The organism is Pantoea sp. ANP04 (assembly GCF_041982285.1).
GTDB classification, from domain to species: domain Bacteria; phylum Pseudomonadota; class Gammaproteobacteria; order Enterobacterales; family Enterobacteriaceae; genus Pantoea; species Pantoea eucalypti.
Genome location: NZ_JAUTYS010000002.1, coordinates 324,219 through 343,736, shown reverse-complemented (window position 1 = coordinate 343,736; position 19,518 = coordinate 324,219). Strand labels below are relative to the sequence as shown.

The 19,518-nt window shown below is 50.4% G+C and carries 12 protein-coding genes and 3 pseudogenes; 9 read left to right on the top strand and 6 right to left on the bottom strand.

Annotated features, from left to right (window positions below):
• The first annotated feature begins 72 nt into the window (after positions 1-72).
• From Q7C21_RS04060 to Q7C21_RS04050, 3 genes are all read left to right on the top strand, one after another.
• Positions 73-906 carry an oxidoreductase gene (locus tag Q7C21_RS04060; RefSeq protein ID WP_375150477.1) on the top strand — a complete coding sequence of 278 codons (834 nt, stop codon included), beginning with the start codon at positions 73-75 and terminating at the stop codon, positions 904-906.
• 488 nt (positions 907-1,394) lie between these two features.
• Positions 1,395-1,754: a hypothetical protein gene (locus tag Q7C21_RS04055; protein ID WP_008924819.1), complete on the top strand. Its 360-nt coding sequence runs from the start codon at positions 1,395-1,397 to the stop codon at positions 1,752-1,754.
• Positions 1,755-1,803: 49 nt separating this feature from the next.
• On the top strand, positions 1,804-3,861 hold the full coding sequence (locus Q7C21_RS04050) for a pyrroloquinoline quinone-dependent dehydrogenase (RefSeq protein ID WP_370580753.1): 2,058 nt from the start codon (positions 1,804-1,806) through the stop codon (positions 3,859-3,861).
• Between the two features lie 757 nt (positions 3,862-4,618).
• On the opposite strand, the gene Q7C21_RS04045 is transcribed toward Q7C21_RS04050, so the two are convergent.
• The 5 genes and pseudogenes from Q7C21_RS04045 to Q7C21_RS04025 form a co-directional block, all read right to left on the bottom strand.
• Positions 4,619-5,313, bottom strand: a protein-coding gene (locus tag Q7C21_RS04045; protein ID WP_375150429.1) for an IS6 family transposase whose coding sequence is annotated in 2 segments (ribosomal slippage) — positions 4,619-4,806 and positions 4,806-5,313 — 696 coding nt in all. Because the reading frame shifts where the segments join, the coding sequence is not laid out codon by codon here.
• Between the two features lie 45 nt (positions 5,314-5,358).
• A complete protein-coding gene (locus tag Q7C21_RS04040; protein WP_375150428.1) occupies positions 5,359-6,522 on the bottom strand; it encodes a PAS domain-containing protein in 1,164 nt (387 codons plus the stop codon).
• A 374-nt stretch (positions 6,523-6,896) separates the two neighbouring features.
• Positions 6,897-8,030: a glutathione-independent formaldehyde dehydrogenase gene (locus tag Q7C21_RS04035; RefSeq protein ID WP_312546043.1), complete on the bottom strand. Its 1,134-nt coding sequence runs from the start codon at positions 8,028-8,030 to the stop codon at positions 6,897-6,899.
• 324 nt (positions 8,031-8,354) lie between these two features.
• The gene (gene eptB, locus Q7C21_RS04030) at positions 8,355-10,013 is read right to left on the bottom strand and encodes a kdo(2)-lipid A phosphoethanolamine 7''-transferase (protein ID WP_375150427.1); all 1,659 of its coding nucleotides are present in this window, start codon (positions 10,011-10,013) and stop codon (positions 8,355-8,357) included.
• Positions 10,014-10,630: 617 nt separating this feature from the next.
• Positions 10,631-11,873 (bottom strand): annotated as a pseudogene (locus tag Q7C21_RS04025) (esterase-like activity of phytase family protein); the annotation flags it as partial.
• Positions 11,874-12,100: 227 nt separating this feature from the next.
• On the opposite strand from Q7C21_RS04025, the gene Q7C21_RS04020 reads away from it, so the two are divergent.
• Positions 12,101-12,388 carry an RNase A-like domain-containing protein gene (locus Q7C21_RS04020; RefSeq protein ID WP_375150476.1) on the top strand — a complete coding sequence of 96 codons (288 nt, stop codon included), beginning with the start codon at positions 12,101-12,103 and terminating at the stop codon, positions 12,386-12,388.
• 8 nt (positions 12,389-12,396) lie between these two features.
• Positions 12,397-12,735: a contact-dependent growth inhibition system immunity protein gene (locus Q7C21_RS04015; protein ID WP_039661792.1), complete on the top strand. Its 339-nt coding sequence runs from the start codon at positions 12,397-12,399 to the stop codon at positions 12,733-12,735.
• Positions 12,736-12,896: 161 nt separating this feature from the next.
• On the opposite strand, the pseudogene Q7C21_RS04010 reads toward Q7C21_RS04015, so the two are convergent.
• Positions 12,897-13,214 (bottom strand): annotated as a pseudogene (locus Q7C21_RS04010) (hypothetical protein); the annotation flags it as partial.
• 297 nt (positions 13,215-13,511) lie between these two features.
• Between Q7C21_RS04010 and Q7C21_RS04005 the strand changes: the two are divergent.
• The 4 genes and pseudogenes from Q7C21_RS04005 (at position 13,512) to Q7C21_RS03990 (ending at position 19,030) form a co-directional block, all read left to right on the top strand.
• Positions 13,512-15,719 carry a DUF4401 domain-containing protein gene (locus Q7C21_RS04005; protein ID WP_375150426.1) on the top strand — a complete coding sequence of 736 codons (2,208 nt, stop codon included), beginning with the start codon at positions 13,512-13,514 and terminating at the stop codon, positions 15,717-15,719.
• Positions 15,712-16,242 carry a GDYXXLXY domain-containing protein gene (locus Q7C21_RS04000; protein WP_375150425.1) on the top strand — a complete coding sequence of 177 codons (531 nt, stop codon included), beginning with the start codon at positions 15,712-15,714 and terminating at the stop codon, positions 16,240-16,242. Before Q7C21_RS04005 ends, Q7C21_RS04000 begins: the two co-directional genes overlap by 8 nt.
• 697 nt (positions 16,243-16,939) lie before the next feature.
• On the top strand, positions 16,940-17,548 hold the full coding sequence (locus Q7C21_RS03995; RefSeq protein ID WP_375150424.1) for a dTMP kinase: 609 nt from the start codon (positions 16,940-16,942) through the stop codon (positions 17,546-17,548).
• Between the two features lie 168 nt (positions 17,549-17,716).
• Positions 17,717-19,030 (top strand): annotated as a pseudogene (locus Q7C21_RS03990) (NAD(P)/FAD-dependent oxidoreductase).
• The last annotated feature ends 488 nt before the right edge of the window (positions 19,031-19,518 follow it).

The following is a 19,518-nucleotide window of genomic DNA, read 5'->3' as shown; positions in this document are numbered from 1 at the left end:
AAGATACGGCCTAAGAATGCGGCGATACTGAGAATACCATGCAACCTTCACACTGTATGGGAGTTCTTTTTTATGACATCTGCAAAAACCATTTTAATCACCGGCGTCAGCTGTGGCTTTGGTCTCGCGCTGGCACGGGAAGCACTTGCCGCAGGCCATCAAGTCATCGGTACTGTGCGCAACCGCGAAGCCCAAAAGGCTTTTGAGGCGCTCGATGCACAGCGCGCTTTTGGACGACTGCTTGATGTCACGGACGTTGAGCGTATTGATAAGGTAGTCAATGAGATTGAGTCCGACGTCGGGCCCATTGAGGTCCTGGTAAATAATGCCGGTTATGGCCATGAGGGCATTCTGGAAGAATCCTCGCTCGCTGAGATGCGACGGCAGTTTGACGTGAATGTGTTTGGCGCAGTCGCGATGATCAAAGCTGTCCTGCCGGGAATGCGCCATCGGCGCCGTGGACACATCATTAATATCACCTCAATGGGCAGTTTCATTACGCTGCCCGGCATAAGCTATTACTGTGGCAGCAAATTTGCACTGGCAGGAATATCGGAGACATTAAGCAAAGAGCTGGCACCCTTTAATATACATGTGACTGCCGTGGCGCCCGGCTCGTTTCGCACGGATTGGGCCGGGCGTTCAATGGTGCGCAGCGACCGCAGTATCCCGGACTATGACGCTTTATTCGACCCCATTCGTCAGGCACGTCAGGAAAAAAGTGGTAAGCAACCCGGTGATCCCGTCAAGGCTGCTCACGCCATCCTGACATTAATTAACAGTCAGAACCCACCCAGGCATTTGTTATTAGGCAGTGATGCATTAACGTTAGTACGGCAGGATCTCGCCGCATTAGGTCGGGAAATAGATCAATGGGAAAACCTCACACGCTCAACGGATGGGTAAACCGTTACTGATACAAAGCGTTCCCTGAATAATGATGGCCGCTCGCACCAGCGGCCATTTCACTCCGGCGCTTTACTGATCTTTATGCTGCCCTTTATTCAAGATGTCATGCGCCTGCACGTCCTGCATTTGGGCACAGCGATGTCTTAATTATCCGTTGCATAACATCATTTCTCCTGTCGAAATAAAACACTGCTGGCTGCATTAACTGATTACGACTGTGGTGATGAGCATAGTTTTCATATACGCCTTCTCCTGACGCGCAATTCCGCGTCGATACCCGTACTCTCTGACCGCTTTGGGCTGAAAGACAGAAGAACGGGGAAAACAGTTGGGCGCTCACCTTCCGACAGGAGGTTTAGTGACCAATAATCGTTGTGTGGATTGCGTGAATAGTTCCCTTTACCGGGTTCAGGAAAAATAATCCGCAAAATTACGTCAGTGCGCCATATTTAATGACTGATCGAATTCAAAAAGGATTTACCGGTATGATGCACTCTCAACCTTCCCGCCTGGGCGGCTTACTCATGCTACTCGCCGCCGTGATTGGCTTCGCGGTCGCTTTGTATGCGTGGCTCACACCACTGACCGGCGTGACTGGCACCATCGGAGCGCTGGGTGTGGCTATTGCCAGCGTAGTACTGGCGTTGCTGACGTTTCTTTTGCGTGGCGCATCCAGGCGTGGTGCGCGCATTACGTTAATGGTGCTGACTTTACTCCTGTTGATCGGTATCGGTTTTGCTGCTGCGCTGCTGCATCAGTACATCATTACCGCAGCGATGGTGATCGGCCTGATTGGCCTGATTACACTTAACAATCACTCCGCCCGCCATCGCGTCAACGCCTGAGGAACCCCCTGTGCAAAACAATCACTATTCTCCACTCATGAAAGTCAGTATGACGGCACTGGCGCTGCTGCTTGCGCCGCTCACTCTCCATGCGCAGGATAAAGCCGCAGAAGCCTCAATGGGCGCGCGCGAAAAAGTCGATGCTGAGGCGGCCAATCAACAGTCGCCAGGCACGACAAAAACGACTGATGAAGCATCAAGCGGTACGCATAGTGCAGAAAATGTCGTCTCTGCGGATAATCCCGCCACCCCATTGGTTCCCGCCTCTGCCACCTGGGATAGCTTTCATGGTCAGCTGAATGCGCAGAAATACAGTCCTCTTAAACAGATTACCGCTGACAACGTCAGCAAACTGAAGAAAGTCTGGGAGTTTCATACCGGCGATGTCTCCGATGGTAAAGGCGATACACCCGCTACCGTCTGGTCAGCAACACCCATTTTTGCCAATCAGACACTCTATATCGGTACACCGTTTGATCGCCTGATCGCGCTTGACCCAGGCACAGGTAAAGAGAAGTGGCACTATGACACTAAATCATCCCGTAAAGCGCTGACTCAGCCGGTTCTGAAAAACCGTGGCGTATCCTACTGGCAGGCTAAAAATCCGGTTGCCGGCCAGGCCTGTCAGAAGATCGTCTACATGGGAACCGTGGATGGCAAACTTTTTGCGCTGGATGCGGATTCCGGTAAGCCGTGCAGCGATTTTGCGGAAAATGGCATATTAGATCTTAATCAGTGGAACACTGTGAATGCCAAATACCCGCTGTCGGTGCTACAGCCACCCACGGTTGTCGGTAACCATCTTCTGATTGGCTGGGCAGGTAAAGACTGGGCCTATGCTGAAGCCCCTCCAGGCACCGTTTTTGCCGTCAACGCGCAGACCGGCAAACGTGAATGGACATTTGAAGCCATTCCGGCGGAGGTTCGCAAACGCACCGGTACGGCTAACGTCTGGACCCATATGTCTGCCGATGAAGCGCACGGTCTGGTCTATCTGCCTGTCTCGTCGCCGTCTCCTAACTACTGGGGCGGTAACCGTACCGCGCCTATTCCACTAGGCACCTCAACCACGGCACTGGATATTAATACCGGTAAGGTCGTCTGGTCCCGCCAGTGGGTACATCACGATGTGTGGGATTACGACATCAACTCTGCGCCAACGCTGATGGATATCACCGTCAACGGTAAACAGATCCCGGCACTGATTCAGGCCACAAAGCAGGGCTTTTTGTTTGTGGTTAACCGTCTGACCGGCGAGGATGTCTGGCCGATTGAAGAGCGACCGGTGCCTCAGGGTGATGGATCCGTAGAGGGTGAAGTGCTCTCGCCAACCCAGCCATTCCCAACCAAACCTGCGCCGCTGCTCGATCAGTCGAAAAAACCGGCAATCTGGAAACTGGCGGATGTGGTGGGTGCCGGTCAGTGTTCACGACTGTGGGATAAGCTGACCTATGAGGGTATGTATACGCCGCCAACGACCAAAGGCGAAGGTGCACTGACCTACCCGGACAGTGCCGGTGGCGTACAGTGGGGCGGCGTGGCGTTCGATCCACAAAAACAGATTGCTATCGTTAACACCTCTCACATTGTGCAGTATGTGAAACTTTACAGCCGCAAAGATTATGAAAAAGCGGATAACGGTTCCGGCAATGAAAGCGGTTTTGCCCCTCAGGAAGGCGCGCCCTACGGCCTGCGCCTGATGGTTGCAAACAACTGGCTGGGTATGCCGTGCTGGCAGCCGCCATTTGGTGAAATCGTCGCAATTGATATGCACACCGGTGACGTTAAATGGCGTCGTCCTGTTGGCGCATCACAGCAATATGGCTTCTTTATGCCAGAAAGCTGGGGCTCCCCGACGATTGGCGGCCCGGCTGTAACGGCAGGTGGCGTCATTTTCATCGGTGCTTCAATGGATGCAAAAGTTCGCGCCTACTCTGTTGAGAGCGGCGAAGAATTATGGTCCGATCAGGCAGAAGCCCCTGCGGTAGCTAACCCATCGGTCTACGAGTTCAAAGGCCGTCAGTATGTGGCGTTTGTCGCGGGTGGTAATACCATCCTGAAAGATCAGGTGGGTGATCAGGTGGTGGTTTACGCCCTGCCTGAATAACAGACGCCGAAGAAACGCTAAGTAGCATGGGGCCTCAGGGCCCCATTTTTTTTCGTCCAGGCATCACGTGCCTGTTAAAACCAGACCATTTTACTGCGTTTTGGCCGTAATCCTGTGAAATTTTTACAAGCCTTGTTGACTGATGAGGTGCAGTTCATTTGACCGATTAAAGCACCCCGTTAGCTTTGTTACTGCGCCAGCTTAACCAACCCCGCTTTAGCATGCTTTTTAACCAGCTCTGTAATGGACGATGACGCAATGTTGTCGATCAGGGCGCTGAAATGCACCATTACTCCTGGCCTCGCGGCGCAATTCCTTCCATAAGTGTGTGATGCCTGTCAGTAAGGTTGATATCAGTGATGGCGCATCTGCTGCTCACTTAATGCGAACTGGGTCTGTTGCCCTGTCTGCTTGATCGATGACTGCTGAAATAGTGGCCACTCTTCTGTCGTTCCGGACTGAAGAAGCGATCAGATTCCCATGCATAGGCTGTGCACCACTTAAGTGAAAACAGAGAGTCTATCTGCTGGCCGCTGCAACGCAGCCAGCTGAGCCTGCTAGTTACCGTTGGGATACGCGGGCCGGGCTCGCGGAGCGATCCGAGCCGGATAAGCCGGGTACACAGTGCTGCCCCGATAGTCAGGCAGGCGACCATTATGAGAAGCGAAATGAGAAAGGCATGGGTAATGGCTGAGCCGCTGTGACGGCTCTGTCGCATTAGCGTAGACAAGTCAGCAAAAGTGGCATTGCCGATTTATTAAACAGCCAACAGATAAAATTGCTCTGCCGGTGACAATTCACTGTTGGCTGAATGATGAAATTGCCCCTTGCGTATCATGTGCATTAACTCAATGCCAGCCAGTATCGTCTGCGCTCGCCGAAATGATTTGAATCCCAGCATGGGCCGTATCCGCCGCTTGATATTTCGGTGATCCTGTTCCACCAGTTGTTCAGGTGCTTACTCTGTCTGACCCTGATGCTTCCATCTGCTGATTTACCGGCGTTGAGTATGGTCAACGCTGCCGTATTGGCGCCACTTTTATCAATGGTCACAACCTCCGGTTCACCGTGGTGGCGCATGGCCTTGCGGAAAAAACGTAGTGCTGCCGCTGCATCCCGTTTAGCCGTCAGCAGAAAGTCGATGGTCTGACCATCAGTGTCAACTGCCCGGTACAGGTATTTCCACTCACCTTTAACTTTTATGGAGGTTTCATCCATCCACCATCGACAACCCACTGTGCGTTTACATCTGCGAAACGCCCTGTCCAGCCGGGGTACCATGCGGATGACCCAGCGGTGAAGTGTGGAGTGATCAACAATAATACCCCGCTCAGCCATCATCTCTTCGAGGTTGCGCAGGCTGAGTGAGTACGCCAGATACCAGCGGACACACTGCGCGATAATATCAACGGGATAATGGAGGCGTCGGAAAGATTTTTGGATCAAGGACATATTCGGCAACATTACAAAAAAAACAGCATGTTACCTGACGGCTCCTTAATGCGACAGAGCCTCCAGCCGGACCTGCAGGCGGCTAATGTTTTCGGTTATCTCAGCGGTTCTGTCCGCCAGTTCGCGAATTTCACTGGCAATAACGGAAAAGCCCCGCCCCTGTACCCCTGCTCTTGCGGCCTCAATGCTGGCGTTCAATGAGATGAGTTTGATCTGAGCAGCGATATTTGCATTTTCGGAGACCAAATCAGCAATTTCACTGACAGACGCTGCAGCCTCATGTCTTCGCTGACGTTCATGCTCAGCCTGGGCTTCCCGGTCTTTTAGTGTCTGGATATCAATCAGGGCCCCGACCGCCCGCAAAGGTACGCCGTCTTTGTCGCGTCGGGTCTGACCGCGGGCCCGGAACCATCGGTAATTGCCGTTTTTGAGTTTGACGCGGTAGTCAACGTCATAACCTGTTGCGCCTGAATGATCGTTAAGGTGTTTTATAAAGGCATCCAGCGTGTGATGGCTGTCGTCCGGGTGTAGACGCGAAGCCCAGCTGTCTATCACGTCAGGAAACTCTTCAACAGTTTCGAATCCGAGCAGTTTCCTGAACTGTGGAGACCACCAGAACACATTTTTCGGATGTAAAGGGTCACCATTAATAATCTGAAGATCCCAGAGGCCGTCATTCAGCATTTCACGTGACAGGTTGAAACGGGTCATGGCAATGTCGTATTCACTTTCGTGCGCAACATCATCGTTAATGTTCAGCAACATTCCAGTCAGTCTTTGACTCTGGCTGTCCGGACTGCGCTCACGTTTTATAGCCACCTGAAACCACTCATAACTTCCGCCCGCTGTCTTGAAACGGCATCTTTGCTTTACGTCGGGAGAAACAGGGGCCTGCGGGTTTCGTAAAAGATGCCTGAAATGGCTTTTATCTTCTTCATGAACAAGGGAACAGAGCGCTGAGAGCGTCGTGGTATTACTGCTTCCGCGTGACAAACCTAACGACGCTGCCGATGAAATCCATAGCGGCGTGCTGTCGTTAATGTCTTTACCCTCACATATCCATAACACTTCTGGCAGCAGGGCCAAAAAGCTGTCCAGACGTTCGGGTAGCTGACTACGTGGCTGAAACTCTTCAATTAACACTTCAGGCACTGTGGATGAAATGACCTCTGCTGCGGAGGGTGATTTTCTGAATAATTTACCTAACATAACGGCTCCCGGTGAGAAAAAATAAATGGCAGTCATGTTATCGGCCCGATCACAGCTTATATAAGCGAGGTAAATCTTTAAATTTTCTATTGTTTAATGTAGCGGCATTTTGTGCAGATGATTTCATGAAAGGCCTGCCCCTTCTCCCGGTTTTGAGGTGCCCGTCTCTTTTAGAGCAGAAAACAGAAGCATTACAGGGCTACATGACATGATGTGATGTGATGACAAAGAACAGAACGGAATGCCTGTTTAATAAGTGGCTGACAAGAGGCAGGGTGGCTTGCTTAAACAGAGCAAAATAATGACGGGATACGCAATGGTATCCCGTCGGCACTTCAGCATTTCTACGATTTTTCCTTACCGGCCAACCTATGTTATGGCTTCAGGATAACCTTCGTCCATCCTTCATCGCGGTCGTCAAAGTGCTTATATCCCGCAGGCGCTTCTTCAAGCGAAAGACGGTGTGAGATTATATCTCCCGGGCTGGCTTTACCTTGATGAATCAGGCGTGACAACTGACGATTATAGGCTTTGACATTAGCCTGACCGGTGCGGATTGCCTGTCCTTTAAACCAGAAACTCCCGAAATCAAAGGGCATCTTACCTTCTTTAGCAAGGTCCGAAGAAGCTCCCGGATCCTGAGGAACAAATACGCCAACAACACCGATTCCCCCGGTTGCTTTCGTTGACGCAACGAGACTGTTCATGGTGACTGAATTGTCTTCATGGCCATGTTTGTTACAGCACTGATAACCCACACATTCACAGCCACAGTCGGTGCCACGCCCGTCCGTCAGGTCGAGAATTTTCTGCACGGCCTCTTCACCAACAGCATTGATGGCCGTTGCCCCCAGTTTTTCTGCCAGCGCTAAACGGTCTTTATGTGTATCCACAACGAATACCTGTGAAGCACCTTTTATGATGGCTGAGTGTGCAGCCATCAAACCCACCGGCCCCGCGCCATAAATGGCAACGCTTTCGCCGGGCTTTAATCCGGCAAGTTCTGTTGCATGCCAGCCGGTAGGGAAAATGTCCGAGAGCATCACATAGTCATCTTCTTTTTCTGCTGCGTCAGGCGGAAGCACGAGGCAGTTAAAATCTGCAAAAGGAACCCGAAGCAGTTCCGCCTGACCGCCTTCCCAGGAGCCCATTTCGGCAAACCCATAGGCCGCTCCCGCGGTACCCGGATTGGCGGTAAGGCAATATCCCGTCAGACCTTTTTCACAATTCTCGCAAAAACCGCATCCGATATTGAATGGCAGACAGACATAGTCACCGACCTTGATACGCTCAACGCCCGAGCCAATTTCAACCACCTCACCCATGTTTTCGTGCCCCAGAATACGTCCCTGCTCAAAGCTGGTCCGGCCCTCATACATGTGCAGGTCAGACCCACAGATGTTAGTGGTGGTAATGCGGACAAGGACATCTGTAGGACGAACAATTTTCGCATCAGGTACGTCTTTAACTTTTACATCATAGGGACCGTTGTAAATTACTGCTTTCATGATCTTCTCCTGCTTGCGTCCGGATGTGGACTCTCTTCCGGCCGGGTGATTGTCAACTAAGCTTAGCTGCCATGGCTGATAACGCGATCGGTAGCACAGTAATCGGGATATTTCCTGGCTGGCTGTGTTGAAGCATGCTGATGCAGGGATGACGGACAAAGGCAGTCTGAGAAAGATGACGCTTCTGAATCCTGGTGGAGTTGGTGATCACCGGGAGCAAGAACAGTGTGAGTGCAGGTAAAAAAAGGTGAAATGAAATAATTCAGTTCACCTTTTCGTAATGATTTCATTTTTAGTCAGATCTTATAAGCGCTGACCACCCTTTTACTGCGAATGGGAACACCAGTTTCTTAAGGGATTAATACCGCCATCAGGTGATGTAAATCCAGAGCAACCTAAAATGCTGTCAAATAGCTTTTCATGAAATACCGGTGTTTTTTTGTCCTGCAGTTGTCTTAATTTTTCAAAAGAGGCGTTGTTATCTTTATCCTCAAGGAATTTGTCAGAAGCCCAGACCATCACAGGAATAGTGCGCTGGGCTAAGGGTGCGTGATCGCGTGGTGTACCATGAAAATGCATATTCTCAGAAATCGACTCACCGTGGTCTGATGCGTAGAAAACGATAGCATTTTTATCTCTCAGGGTATCGAGTGTCTGTTTAATAAAGTAGTCCATATATAGCAGACTATTATCATAAGAATTCACCATCTCCCGTGTACTGCAGGCATCATCGATCCCCTGACATTCAGGTTTAAAACGTGCAAATTCGCGCGGATAACGCTCTGTATACATGTAATGTGAGCCTTTCGTATGCAGAATGACGATATGTTTTCCTTTGGGATGCTGCTGTATTGAATCCTTTAATTCACTCACCAGAGCCATATCATCCACCGGCTGACCGGTGTGACGTTTCTCGGCCTGAATAGATTCCCTGAGCGAGTAACTGTCCGCCATGACCTTGTTATAAAACCATGCCTCACTTTGCATAGAGTATAAGTCTTCAGTAAAACCTTGCTTTTTCATTACCGTAAATACGTTCATCTCTTTTAAGGTGCGCTGTGGTGCTTCGGATGCGCCTCCCATTCTGACAAACATGCAGCGGAGCGAGAGCTTGGTCGAGGTATCGCATGAGTAACCCTGCAGGTGAACCAGATTTTTTTCACGATCGAGATAAGGCGTATTATCGCGGGCATAACCGTATAACCCCATATGGTCACGCCGTGCGCTCTCACCAATAATGAACACAATATATAAATCATCTGATTTTTTGGGTGCAACATATCGGAAATGTTCGGAAGGATCGAAAAGATTATGATTATCTTCAGCCTGACTGAGCGAACTGTATGCCAGCAATCCGATGCCTGACAACCAGTTAGATGGAGAATAAGTACCTGCAACAATGCCGCCATAACTCGCCATCATTCGATTGGTTTTTTTATCCTGTTCGTTCTGAAGTTTCCCCATGACATTTAAGGGCAGCCAGCAACATAAAGCGACGATGAAAAATACTGCACTTCTGCAATACCAGTCGCGCTTTTTTGTATTTTTTGAAGCAGGAAGCGTACGCGATCCGCGCCAGACTGCCCAAAGGGGCAGGATGCTAACAAAGATTAACCAGATAATAAAATGCCATCCAACAGACTCTTTTGAAAGATCTAAGGAGTCTGTTGCTAAAACGGCAGCAATAATGCCATATCCAATATCGACGTTATAAAATATCATGTAGTAACTGGCAGCACTTGAAAAAATAACAAGTAACGTCAGGAGGACGCGTGTCAGAATTTTTCCTGTCAGGGAAATCAGCAGCGTTAATGACATGACAAAAAAGAAGGCGGCTATAACTTCGAAAGTTAACGCCAGTTTATTATCAAAATGCAGTTGATTATAACGGCGGATAAAAACAGGCGTGTTTAATAAAACACCAATATAAAATGAAATGAATGCTGGCATGTAAAATTGCTTTAGCCACTGCCTTTGAAACATTATGATGCACCTCGTCCTTAAATTCTTAAAATCACTCAGTTAGCCACTGGTCCTGAGACGACAGATTAAAGAAAGGGTTCAAATATGCGACACTTTTAGTTACGTTATAATGTAACAATAAATAATAGCCATCACGATTACTGTTCAACTCAATGAAAAACAAAGTTATTTCCCGAAAGGCAATTGCAGGCATTACCCTTTTGAAAACTTCTGAACGAATGTCGTTTTCAAAATTTTTCATCTTCATACGCTGATAAGCGGGGTGTACAGGCGGATACATAACGAAGGAAGCATCATTAACAGGAGAAATTGAGATGACTAAATGCACTATCAGCAGACGACCACTTTTCTGATGCCATCAGGTTCACAGATGGCCGTAGTGCGCTCGCAATTGCAAGTTACTCTGTTTCGGCCAGGCGCACAGAACTCACCCATGAAGATTAACGCCGCAAAGCATCAGAGAAACATTTGAATGGTAAGAAATGACTAGCGGACTGCCACACCTTGTGACAAAACGGCCGGGAAATATCTGTCGGTGTTAAAATCGGGCTATTACATCCGGCTCTTTTACAGCAGGTGATGCAATTAAGGAACACAGCCCGGGTTAGGGATATCGTTTATTTAAGCGGTTCCGCCAGTGTTACGATCCACAACTCGCTATCCACCTCAGGTTTCTTCAGCGGCTTCAGGCCGATTGTCGTGGCCACCGGCTTATCATCTACCGTCAGTGTCCCCTGATCCGTCACCCGATAATCTTTGCGCTTCTTGCCTTCAACCGGATTTTGCATGACTGCTTTCACACCGAAGTCGTTATCATTCGTGACGCCAGCATTCTATTATCGATCAATGCCAGTCCTTCGGCCTTTTCCTGCTGCCAACCGAGTTGACGTAAATCGACCACCAGCGATTTCGCTGCGAGCTTAATACCGCGCTGCGCCAGCGTTTTCTCGTCGTCGAACTCCGGATAGTCGCCAGGCTTATCAAATGCTGAAAGCTCGGTAGCCGGACGCAAATCTACCTTGTAGACAAGGTTACGCATCGCGTCATTTTTGTTAGTGCCTTGCTCTATCAGCAGAAGATGCTGATTGTCGATCGCCACGATATCGCCAATTTTTGCATCACTGTTTTTACTGTAAGCCTCGCCGTCGATAGGGTAACCATACATCGCGGTTTTTCCGGTCGCCGGATCGAAGCTAACCAGCCGTGTAAAGCGCGCCTGCTTTTTACTTTTACCGTCGATATCCAGCGTGCTCTGCACCGCAGCGATGATTCGCCCATCTGGCATGCGGGTGATTCCCTCAAAACCACGATTAGGCTGACGCCATTTGAGTATGTTCGGCAGTCCGCCCGCGATGGATTTTTCACCGTCTGCTGCCTGAGGGCCATGCATCGCCAGAATTTTACCGTGCTCATCAACGTTAATCAGGAACGGGCCATACTCATCGCACAGCCAGTATCCGCCCTTCCCATCCGGCGCAATGCCTTCTGTATCCAGACCGCGGTTATCTCCCTGCAGCACTTTCAGCGTATCGCTTAATGCGATTTCATTGGTTGCTCCGATGACGCCATCCTGCAACGGCAATCCGTTTACGTTGCCCTTATCGTCATGCAACGGTCGGGCATCCGTGGCTTCGGCTTTGCCGTTCTGTACACGAATATTTATCAGCAATGGGGCGAAATCTGGCGTGACAAAAATTTTTGACTCTTTCTTACCCCTATCAGGCGAGTCGGCATTCGGTCCGCGATCGGTGATGGTCGCAAAGGTCAGCGCATCCCCTGCCTGCCGGTAAAAAGCAAACCTGAGCCGATACCCACCGGCAAACCCTGGGGAAACGCGCTGGCGAAGGCACCGTTGTAGCTGAAATTGCGGCGGGTGAGTTAGGGGCGGATTATGCTACAGCTTACAAAGTAGGGGTAACCGTTGATCTTGCCGTACCCTTTATTTTCGCCTCAGCCGCGGGTGCTGCAAGAGTTGCTTCGGTGTATTCTGGCCGTATCAGGCTGACTGAGCATGAGGGCGGAGTGCTGGGACATACGATTGCGCGTTACGTAGTAAGGACACCGGAACAACTGATTGCCCGTTTTTCATAACCCCGCGCGCCCATGTATCTAGTAGCTTCAAAAATCTCAGGCAGGCAGAGCTGGTCATATCTGAAGTGCTATCTGTTAAAAGAACACAGATTGAGTATGCTTTGAAGTATTCACATGCACGCACCACACTTGTTTATGCGCACAAGTTCAATTTTCCGATCGGTACATACATTGAGCGGGGGGCGACAGAGGTTAAGAAAGCCTATGGTGTCCGAATAGTCATCAGGCCCACGACTTTCAATGGTAAGCAATATTATCTTGTTACTGCGTTTCCTACGCCATAAGGAGTTATATGGATACTGATATGACTAAATCTTGCGAGATGGATAATCTCGTTGTGGCGTATTATGGTCAGGATTGTGATATTTTCGACCCTGATTGTGATTTTGATAACCTGCTAAATGAATATCTTGCCACTTCCAACCCTTTCAATCTGAGAATGCTACTGGCTAATATTCAGGATTTTGAACAGGAATCTGATGGCCTAAAGGTTTTTTCCGACCGGTACAGGTATGACTTTGCACCGGACAGATGGGATATGACAGCAACGCAATGGCTCAGTATCGTTAAGGAAAGAGTGATCGAACACCTTCACGCTAACGGCCATTCCTCAGAGTTGTCGAAGTTTTGAGTGATCTCAGCGCGCTTTAGCCATGTGCATGTCTATGCTGCATGAATCCGCATGATCCCACAAAGATCGTTTACCCTCCAGCCCGACAGTACTGGCGGGCTTTTGTTTGTGTCATGCAGGTGCATGAAAACCACTCCATAAAGCGGGCAGGCGTGGCGGGGCTACGAGCGGATGCGGTTACTGCGTTTGCTCATCAGTAAATTTCCACAATGTTCTGCATTCTGCGTGTGTGCCGCCTGTCCCTGCAGCGGCTCGTTTGCCAGCGCGTGCATGGTCGCCCAGGCTAAATCGCCGTGGCTGACTCCTTCGCTGCGGCTGGCGTCAAACTCCAGCCGCCCGCTGGCGATGGTGTCGTAACCCTTCAGCACCAGGGTGTTCTTAACATTTGGGTTATAGACAAACTCCTTCACCTGCGGGAAAAATGCTTTGACGTTCTCATATACACCCAGCCCAACGCCGGTGAAGTCTATGCCGATATAGATACCCCGATGAGAAAGCAGGATGAATCTGTATGTTCAGACACAATGGTCCGGATTTTTACATCAGTAAATGTAGATGTTTCTGGTCTGCGATACTCATGATCATAAGCATGCGGCGGATCGCGCAGAGTTCACGCCTCGCCTTTGATTTACACTGTTATATCCCGGAAAAGATGTTTACATTTGTTCTGCAAAATTATCTGCCGCTCAGCAGAGCTGATACATGGATTGATCACAGGGAAAAGCAGTGGTTAACGTCATCATTAAAGTCACACCGCAAACAGAGGCAGGGAAAGTATGAGGGAGATTGCACCTGATGGCATAACCGGGATGCCGTCACGGACGGCAGCGTATCTGTGCCGTCAGATCGCTGGGCTGGTAAAAGGCGGGAGCCTGACGCCGGAGACCTGCCTGCGTATCTATGCTTTTTGTGGTATCAGGCCATCAGATACTCAGTGGCGACAGTTTCTTATCCCGGTGCTTTGCTTTCTGGGCTTACTGTCACTGGTTGCTGGCGCGGTGTTCTTTGTTGCCTGGAACTGGGCCTGGCTGCCGAAGATGGCGAAATTTGCACTGGCTGAACTGCTGATCGTTGCGCTCTCGGTATTGGTCTGGTGGCGATGGTATAGCACGCTGGCTCGCAGCGCATTGCTGGCGGCAGGTTTAGGGTTCGGCGCCCTGTTTGCACTCTACGGGCAGATTTACCAGACCGGAGCTGACAGCTGGGAGCTATTCCGGGCCTGGTTATGCGTTCTTTTGCCGCTGGCGCTGATTGCCCGGCAGAACAGCCTGTGGTTTTGCAGCTGGCTGGTCGCTAACCTGGGGTTTCAGCTCTATTACACCACGTTACCCACGTCACTGCTGGATCTCGCTGTCTTTGACAACGTTATTCGGATCCCGACGGCTGTGCTTTACAGCTATCTGGCGCTGCTGGCAGCCTGCCTGATTGTCCGGGAAGCGCTGGCCTGGCGGGCGATTACGCATCATCCAGAGAGCTGGCTGGCAAGCCGCTGGTTATCACGCGTTATGGCAGGATTTTTACTGTTGCTGCTGACCACCATCGTGGCCGGAAATCTTTCTGACTGGGAAGGGGCTAACCACGTTACGTCTGTCACGATAGGCTGGATGATCACCCTGCTGGCAGGCTATTACCTGTACCGTTATCGCTACGTGGACCTTTGCATGCTGACACTGGGCATCGCCAGTCTGACCGTTGTGGGCTGCGCGCTGATCATGCAGCTATTTCTTCTGGCTTATGATACGGGTGACCTGTTTCTGACCGGTGCACTGATGATTTTCTGGGTATTGGTAAATGGTTCTATCCTGCTGAACTGGCAACGCAAACTGGCTGAAAAGGGGCCAATTGATCTGGTTCCTGCCAGGCTGACCTTACTGACAAGCACCTTGCGTCAGCAGGGTTTGCTGAGCGCCTCGCAGATTGAGGAAATTAAGCAACGCGGTCACGCATCGGATCTGCCCTGGTATCTGAGGCTCGCGCTGAGTGTCGGAGGCTGGATCGCAGCCATCATCATTCTGTTACTGATGGCGCTGGTGCTGTATGCCGCTGACTTACTCGACGATCCGAATTCTGCCACCCTTATTCTGCCTTCACTGCTGCTCGCCATTATTGCGCGCGGCCTGTTACGCAATGAGCGTGACGGTAAATATCACCTCGGGCTGGCCTGGGCTATTGCAGCAACGTGCGGGCTGATCTTCGGCGTTCTGCTACAAATCCAGAGCAGTGATATCAGCTTTATGATGCTGGGTTCATTGTGTGCCTTGCCAATTCTTGCCGTGATGGCCGTGTCGATGCCTGATCGCACCTACCGGTTTATGGCCATCACGGCCATGACCTTTTTTCTGGTGCTGGCGGGCTATTCACTGGCCCGGCTGACTCTGTCGCCGATGGCGGGTCACCTTGCTGTTTCCATACTGGTGGCGGCGGTCATGTTTTTGTGGCTGTGGATTGTCAGCGATCAGCTGAGGTTACAGGCAGGACCGTATGCTGACGCGATACCTCCTCTGCTGTATGGCATTCCGGCTGGTCTGATGTTGCTGAGTTTCCTCGTGATAAATGCGGCGTTTATGACGGATATGTTCTGGTCCGCTGCGCAGTTTGCTACGCTTCAGTCTGCTATGGGCACAGGGATCGCGGCAGGTTTAATGCTGAGTGTGCTCAGTCAGAGAAGGAACGGCCAGCCGCTGTTTTCGATCATTACACTGCCCGCAGCCCTGATCTGCGGGGCTGCGGCCCTTTATGCACCAGGTATCGGCCTGGGCTTGTGGTTGATTCTGATGGCGCGTTATCAGGGAAGTCTGGGAATGCTGGTGGTCAGTGGCGGTTTCATGGTGCTGTATGTCATTGGCTGGTATGCCTTCCTGGAAGTGACGCTGTTGCAAAAATCCCTGCTGCTGCTGGCGGGCGGTCTGGTTTTACTGGGGCTGGCATGGGGAGTCAAAAAAGTGTTGCCTGCACAGATTGGAGGTGCCAGTGAGAATGCGTAAACAGAGCCGATGGCTGGCAGGCGCAGTAATAGCGCTGGCGCTGGTGGCCGTCAATGTCAGCATCTGGCAAAAAGAGCAGTTGCTGAAACAGGGTGCGGTCATGATTCTACCCCTTGCGCCGGTTGACCCTCGATCCCTGATGCAGGGCGACTACATGGCACTGAATTATGCCCTTACCCGACCGCTGGAGGTGATGTTGTATCAACAGGCTGAGGCCTGCGGTGCGACACTGTCAGCGCCATGCCTGCCCACCAGCGGAACCCTGATTGTTGATCTCGATGCACAGCGTCATGCGACTCAGGCCCGATTTGATCAGGGTGAACCTCTGCAACCAAATCAGCTGCGGGTGAAATACCATCAACATTATGGTTCGCTGACCGTCGGCACTAACGCTTATTTCTTTCAGGAAGGCCATGGCGAGCGTTTTGCGCAAGCCCGTTTCGGAGCCTTCCGGGTGGGGAGCGATGGCACGGCACTCCTGACGGATCTGCTTGATGAGCAGGGTAAGTTGATTCAGCCTTAAGGGTACGGGATGCTTACGGGTCTGACTGAATTTTAGCTCTTTTCCGCGCGCGGCATTTAAAACCCTGTACGTCGCTGGCAATTCATTAACCAGAAGTACAAACACCCGGCTCTCTTCTCTGCGACCTGAATACCAGAATGACTGGCGTGCCATCCGGTTTTTCCCCAATGCTGAATTGATATATGCTCACCCGCCTTGAGTTCGACTTTACCCTCACCCGCTTCCCGTACGGAAATACCAGGGACGTAAAGCGTTGACGCCAAAAGTATCCGTTAAAATCCAGGTTGTTCTGCTGGATGATCGGCCGCCAGTTTTAAAGCGGTCTCCAGTTTGGTTTACTTTTCGTCAGACATCAAAGCCACCTTTCGCAGGATTAGAATAGAAGCAATTTAACGAGGCGCTATGAGCATAATCGTGACGCGTATTGCTCACCAGACTCCAGCCTGTGCTGGAGGTTTCCTTTAACACCTCGTTATTGCAAATGAAGGCGTGAATTTGAATAGATAAAATAGAGACAGGCACTCGCGGGATTTTTTCCGTTTCATTGACGCTTCCCTTAAACTACACCGTACTGATCTCAACCCATGCGCTTATACGGCCCCCAGCGAACGACGTAAGCTCAGCTTTATCAGGTAAAAAACATGCTTTTGGCAAGTACCCGCTATATAAACTCCCCGACTCCCATGTCATTGGGATCATGAATCGTCAGCTGTTTGTGACTCTGGATGGGCCCAAGGGAACCGGTAAAACCACCCTGCTGGAGTCCATTACGCAATTGCTAAGAGCAGATAACAGGAAGGTGGTCCGGCTTAGCGAGCAAAAAAGCGATCCCTTCAGGGCGGAATCCATGGCGCTGGTTAACCGGCTCGCCAGAAATCCCTCCCTCGATCTGGAACGGGAGATCTGTGACCGCTTTGCTTTAAGCCGTGCCTGGATTTCACAGAACGTACTCACTAAGCAGCCCGGGAACTGCATTATTCTGATGGATCGCTGGTATCCGTCGGATGCCGCATTTCGACGAATGGTGCCTTTCGCAGAGATATTGCAGCTTAACATTGAGTACAACGTGCGTGTGCCAGATCTGCATGTCGGGGTGGTCACCGCACCAGAGGTATCATGGGAAAGAGCCGCAGCGCGTTCGCGGGGTCTGGGAAGTACGGTGATTCACCGCCTGGAAGAACATATCGCCTGTACCCGTGCTTTTGAGCTTGAGGTTGCCAGGCACGGCTGGTTTTTATGCCGCAATGAAGGAAGCATTGAAGAGGCCACAATGCAGGTAGTCGCTGAAATTAACAGAGTGCTTTGACGCCCTACAGGCATCTTTGCGATGCTCTCCCCCTCTTTACCTGTTGAGTAATAATCATCCACTGGAATTTTACTTGTCTGAAATCAACAATAGTCAGATTACCGCTGGCACAGTTATCCCACTTTCCCTTATAAAAATTGCTTTATTTTTCAAATAAGGCACAGGGAATTGCGCTATTCATCAATACCATTCAATCATAATCATTCAGGCTGACCTGCGGGTGAGTCATGTTTCCCCTCGCAACCTATGTTGCGAGGGGATATCACCGCCGACTGGGTCATTGTCGGCGCGGGATTTGCCGGTGTCGCCTTTGCCCGCCGCCTGGCTGAAATTAATCCCACCCTGAAAATTATCATCGTTGAGGCGCACTGCACGCGGGAAAGCGCATCGGCACGGAATTCTGGTTTCGTTATCGGCCTGCCTCATAACATTGGCAGCTCTACCGCTGAATTAAAAAAGGCTAACGCCTACCGGAATTTGCTACAGGAAGGCATTCGTCAGCTGGAGCAGATTATTTCACAGCATGATCTTCAGTGCGACTGGGAACAGGTCGGTAAATATCACTGTCAGGCCGCGAATAGCAACGATCGTGTTTAGAAAGAGTACGCCAGCCATCTCGATTTAATGAATGAGTCGTGGCAGATGTTAAGCAGCGAAGAACTGTACCCTAAACTCGGCACGCGCTTTTACAGCAAAGGAATATTCACGCCAGGTTGCGTGTTGGTTAATCCGGCGCAGCTGATTGCTGGCCTGAACCATTATTTACCTGAAAATGTTCAACGTTACGATAATACACCAGTACTGGATATTCGTTATGGCATCGTGGCTGAAGTGCTGACGCCATTTGGCGTGATCAAAACACCAAAAGTGATGCTGGCTACCAATGCACTCTCGCCAGAGCTGCGTCCGGGACTCTCGCGTCAGGCCGCTATGGCCACGTTTGCCAGCATTACCGATCCACTGACAGATGAACAACTCGCGACCCTTCCTCCTATGCAGAGTTGGGGGCTGACGCCCGTCAATGCCATTGCCGGAGCAACCTTCCGTTTCACAACAGATCGCCGCTTCCTGATTCGCCAGTATGTAATACCCGCGCTTAAAGGTCAGGTGAGTACCGCCAGGACTTACCAGGCAACTCAACTGCATCAGCGTTTATTTAATAAAGTCTATCCGACCCTGAGCAGTGTGAAGCTATCTCATACGTGGTCCGGTACCATCAGTGTTACGCGGAACGGGGCGCCTGAATGGGGCATGCTGAACAAATTTGTTTGCACAGCGGGTGGCTGTAACGGTGCTGGCGTTTCTAAACAGACCGTAGCGGGCAGTCTGCTGGCAGATTTCATTATGAAGCAGGATAACCCGCATATTGCGGATATGCTGTCGCTGGGAAAAGCCAGTTTTATGCCACCCTCACCGGCGCTGGATATCGGCATTGCGTTTTCTCTGATGAAAGAGCGTTTTTCTGGACGAAAAGAGGTGTAACTGTTCCTGGTAAAAACGGACGGGGAAACCCGTTCGCTTTCTATCCGGATTGAGCCTTTTCTGATGAAGCCGATTGCGTATGAGACGCAGGGCTAATATTACAGAGGATAGACTGAACGGGCGCTGACTCTTTTTATTTTATAGATTCCTGTCAGATACCAGACGTTCAGCGTCTCTCAAATTGTTCTGTAATCCCCCAGCCACACTAATCAATTTCAGGACCTCAGTTTAATTAATGAGATACAGATCACAAAAACCCAAGATATACCGCACAAACTGTAGCAATAAGTTCATTTTAGCTTCACATTAGCTAATGTGAATATGCAAACTTTCAGGCGCCAGCCATGCTCAAATTTTCATTAAGCGAATGTTTTTCTTTGGCTATTTCAGTATTTACTGTGCTGAGCTTCATCTATCTGTGGTATACGGCACATAGTTTTTATTAATTTTTAATAATCAATTTTAAAAACAATCTTTTTGGATCCACT